Raw genomic sequence first — 4,312 nt, forward strand, 5'->3', positions numbered from 1 at the left:
CCCCTACTGCCTTATTCCCCTCAATCCGCCATCGTCTCCAAACTGGCAAAACCCTGTGGCGCGTCGCCCTCGTCGAACGGCGTCGTCACCTCGACGAAGGTGTCGGGATAGAAGCCGTTGAAGCGGGTCCTCAGCGACAGCGAATACGCGCCGATATGGCCGATCTCGATCCAGTCGCCGGTATCGACCGTTTCCGGCAGCCAGAACGGCCGCGACAGGATGTCGACGGAATCGCAGGCCGCGCCGCAGACCTTGAACGGCACGATGTTCTTCTCCTCGCCATTGCGCGAGCGGATCGCCGGGTCGGGAATGAAGCGCGCCGGCAGCGTGATCTTGCCGGTCCATGAATCCGACAGCGATGCCCAGATGCCGTCATTGATGTAGAGCCGCTTGCCCTTGCGCAGCAGCACCCGCACGATCAACGACAGGCAGCGCGCCACGATCACCCGGCCGGGCTCAGCCACCAGCGGCATCTGGTCGAACTGATACTCCTTCAGATCGCCCGACAGCCGCGACATGATCTGGCCAAGCGACGGCATCTCGATCTGCTTGCGGTTAGGGTCGTGGCCGTATTCGGCGGGGAAACCGCCGCCGACATCGAGCCCGGCAATATCGAAGGTCAGCCGGTTGCGCACCCAGTCGGCGGAAGCCAGCGCCCGCTCATAGGTATCGGGATCCTCGATCTGGCTGCCGACATGGAAGCACAGGCCGACCTTGTAGCCGGTACGGCTCAGCCGCTCCGCGAGCTCGACGGCATACGCCGGCCCGGCGCCGAACTTCTTCGACAGTTCGTAGGCGGCATGCCCCTTGGTCTGCACCCGCACGAACACGCTGATCGAGCCCGGATCGATGTCGAGAGCCCGCACCACTCGCGTCAGCTTGGTGATCTCGTCCTCATGATCGAGCGAAATGACGCGGATGGCGTATTTCTCCAGCGCCAGCTTGATGTCCGACTGCGCCTTGACCGGGTGCATGTAGAGCATCTCGGCATCGGGGGAAACGGCACGCACGGCGGCGAACTCGCCCGGCGAAGCGACGTCGAAAGCCTTGACGCCGGCTTCGACCAGCGTCTTCAGCACGATCTGCTCGCCATTGGTCTTGACCGCATAGGCGGTCTTGCCGGGGAACATGCCCATGAACTGCCTGGCATCCGCCATCAGCACTTGCGGGCGGAAGCAATAGACCGGATCGTCCGGACGAAGCGCCAGTGCCGCCTCGCGGGCATTCTCGAATCGCTGCATGGACGAATCCTCACTTCGGCTGCGCACAATTAATCCAAGCTAGCGGCTAATGAAAACAATTCTGTGTCTCGTGCGGCTGACGCTGGGGCGCTGGGTCTTTGCCAGCAACGTTTGCCAGCGATCAGGTTTCGGGTGGCTCTTGTCACTGAGTCCGATATGGCTTCTGCCTGACTGACTGGCATTCAGGCCGTCTGGGAGGGCGACTCACATGACAATAGCCGCGACATCAGCACCGCGCGGGCCGATGGTGCTCAAGGACTGGGGGCAGCTCCTGCTGCTCGGCGCGATCTGGGGCGGCTCGTTCTTCTTTGCCCGCATCGCGGTGGCCGAACTCCCCCCGCTGGTGCTGGTGCTGTTTCGCGTCGCCATCGCCGCGATCGCGCTACAGATCTATCTCGGCCTGTGCGGCCCGTCCTTCCGCCTCGCGCTTCCGCATGCAGGCCTGTTCTTCCTGCTGGCGCTCACCAACAATGTGGTGCCCTTTTCGCTGATCTTCGCCGGCCAGACGGAGCTTGGCGCCGGCGTCGCCTCGGTGCTCAACGCCACGACGCCGTTCTGGACATTGATTCTCGCCAATGCGCTGACATCGGACGAAAAGCTCTCCTGGAACAAGCTCGCCGGCATTGCGCTCGGCATCGCCGGTACGGCCGTCATGATCGGCCCCGGCCTGCTTGCCGGGCTCGGCGGCCCGGTCTGGGCCAAATTCGCGCTGATCGGCGCTTCACTGTCCTATGGCATTGCGCTGATGGTCGCCCGCCGCTTCAAGGGCGTGCCCTCGCCGGTCGTCGCCACCGGGCAGTTGACCGCTTCGACCATCATCATGATCCCGATCGTGCTCTTCACCTACGGCCCATCCGGCCTGTTCTCGGCCTCGCCGCCGGTCTGGGCGGCGGTGCTGGCGCTGGCACTTCTGTCCACAGCCGTCGCCTACATCCTCTATTTCAACCTCGTCGCCTCGGCGGGCGCTACCAACGCCTCGCTGGTCACGCTTGTTGTGCCGGCCAGCGCCATGCTGCTCGGCTTCCTGTTCCTAGGCGAGCGGCTGGAGCTGTTCGAAATCGGCGGGGTGGTGCTGATCGCGCTCGGCCTCATCACCATCGACGGGCGCGTCCTTGGAAGACGTTAGCGCGTCCTTTGAACCCCCACATCGCCGCGAAAGTCGCATTCGACTTTCGCGGCGGTAGCGCTGCCATGACACGGCAGCGACACGAGCCGGCCACATTTTATTCACAGGTCTGAAGTCGGTATTTGCCTAGGAGTTTCAAAGCCTAACGGCAAAAGACATGTCGCGGATTTCACAATCACGTCGCAATGCAGCACATTTTCCGCTTGCCTGTGGCACAAATGAACCTAGACTCCATGACATAGCTCTTTAAGAGGAGGCTATGTCATGGGACTTACGAGGCCTATCAACGCATTGATGATCTGTGCTGCGTTCGCCTTTATCGGAGCCCTCATTATGGGCTTCCTTCCCTGACCGCCAAAGCGGGGAAGACCAGCACCCAAATAGTCCAACCAATTCAAAAGGCCGGGTTTTTCCCGGCCTTTTGTTGTTGAGCCCGACCTCATGCCGCGGCTGATCCGGCGGCCGCCGCCTCGTGCGAGCGAATACCGATCATATGGCAGATGGCAAAGACCAGATCGGCGCGGTTCATGGTGTAGAAGTGGAAATCGCCGACACCGCGCTCGACCAGGTCCATGACCTGTTCGGCTGCCACCGCCGATGCCACCAGCGCATGCGTCTGCGGGTCCTTGTCGAGGCCTTCGAAACGCTCCGCCAGCCAGCCGGGCACATGCGCGCCCGCCCTCGCGGAAAAGTTCGCGACCTGCTTGAAACTGTGAACCGGCTGGATGCCCGGCACGATCGGGATGTAGATGCCGGCGCGGCGAACGCGCTCGACATAGCGCTCGTAGAGATCGTTGTCGAAGAAGAACTGGGTGATCGCCCGCGTCGCGCCATTGTCGACCTTGCGCTTCAGCATCTCGATGTCGGTGGCGAAATCGGGGCTTTGCGGATGCTTTTCCGGATAAGCCGCGACGGAGATGTCGAAATCCGCGATCGTCTTGAGCCCGGCGACCAGTTCCGCGCCATTCTCGTAGCCACCGGGATGCGGCCGGTAGGGCTCGCCGACGCCGGAGGCCGGGTCGCCGCGCAGCGCCACGAACCGGTTGATGCCGATCGATTTGTAATCCTGGATGACCGCATCGACCTCGTCGCGCGTTGCCCCGACGCAGGTCAGATGCGCCGCTGCAGGAATACCGGTTTCCGTCAGGATGCGCTTTACAGTGCGCGCGGTGCGCTCCCGTGTCGAGCCGCCGGCGCCGTAAGTCACCGAGACGAATTTCGGCTTCAGCGGCTCCAGCCTTGTGACCGTCTCCCACAGCCTCGCTTCCATCTCGTCCGTCTTCGGCGGGAAGAATTCGAAGGAAACCCTGACCTTGTCGCCGATGTCGGGGCGGCGGGAAAAGCGGAACTGGTTCATGCGATTTCCCCCATCGAGTTCGCTTTGGCCTGCCTTGTGTCGTTGGAAGGATCGGCAATCAGCAGGCGCCGATCGCGGCCGAGCCAGAGTTTCACAGTGAGCCTCGCCTCATTGCCACCGCGCGGCTCGAACTCCTGGGCATCTTCGAGATCGAGGCCGGCTTCCGAAAACCAGTCGGCGATCTGCCGGTCGGAAAAGCCGAGCCGCATATGCGCATGCTCCTCGCGCAGGAATTCCAGCGCATGCGGCGCGAAATCGACGATGACCAGGCGTCCTGCCGGACGCAAAAGCCGCGCCGCCTCGTGGATGGCGCGGGCGGGATCGTCGAGATAGTGCAGCACCTGATGGATGGTGACGAGATCGAAGGCATCGCGCTCGACCGGCGGCGCGAAGATGTCGCCCTGCCGAACCTGCGCGTTCGAAACGCCGGCCTTGTCGAGATTGGCGCGCGCCACGGTCAGCATCTCGCGCGACATGTCGATCCCGACACCGCGCCGATAGAGCGGCGAGAAGATTTCGAGCAGCCGCCCGGTGCCGGTGCCGAGATCGAGCATCGACTGGAACGGCCGCTTGCCGACCAGTTTCAGC

4 protein-coding genes are annotated in these 4,312 nt (G+C 63.1%); 1 reads left to right on the forward strand and 3 read right to left on the reverse strand.

All coding sequences use genetic code 11. The features are described 5' to 3' along the window. Positions 1–20 precede the first annotated feature (20 nt). A complete protein-coding gene (locus EN884_RS27490; protein ID WP_128360844.1) occupies positions 21–1,241 on the reverse strand; it encodes an alanine racemase in 1,221 nt (406 codons plus the stop codon). A 208-nt stretch (positions 1,242–1,449) separates the two neighbouring features. Here EN884_RS27490 and EN884_RS27495 point away from each other — a divergent pair, with 208 nt between their 5' ends. After that, the gene (locus EN884_RS27495; RefSeq protein WP_063168490.1) at positions 1,450–2,367 is read left to right on the forward strand and encodes a DMT family transporter; all 918 of its coding nucleotides are present in this window, start codon (positions 1,450–1,452) and stop codon (positions 2,365–2,367) included. 439 nt (positions 2,368–2,806) lie between these two features. Here the strand turns inward: EN884_RS27495 and metF are convergent, their stop codons facing one another. Then, positions 2,807–3,724 (reverse strand): methylenetetrahydrofolate reductase [NAD(P)H], encoded by a 918-nt coding sequence (gene metF, locus EN884_RS27500; RefSeq protein ID WP_013530934.1) that lies wholly within the window; start codon positions 3,722–3,724, stop codon positions 2,807–2,809. Beyond that, positions 3,721–4,312: class I SAM-dependent methyltransferase (locus EN884_RS27505; RefSeq protein WP_164761423.1), on the reverse strand; the 592-nt coding region annotated here is incomplete at its 5' end. The genes EN884_RS27505 and metF, both read right to left, overlap by 4 nt.

It is taken from the genome of Mesorhizobium sp. M7A.F.Ca.AU.001.01.1.1, assembly GCF_004022735.1.
Taxonomy (GTDB): Bacteria; Pseudomonadota; Alphaproteobacteria; order Rhizobiales; family Rhizobiaceae; genus Mesorhizobium; species Mesorhizobium ciceri.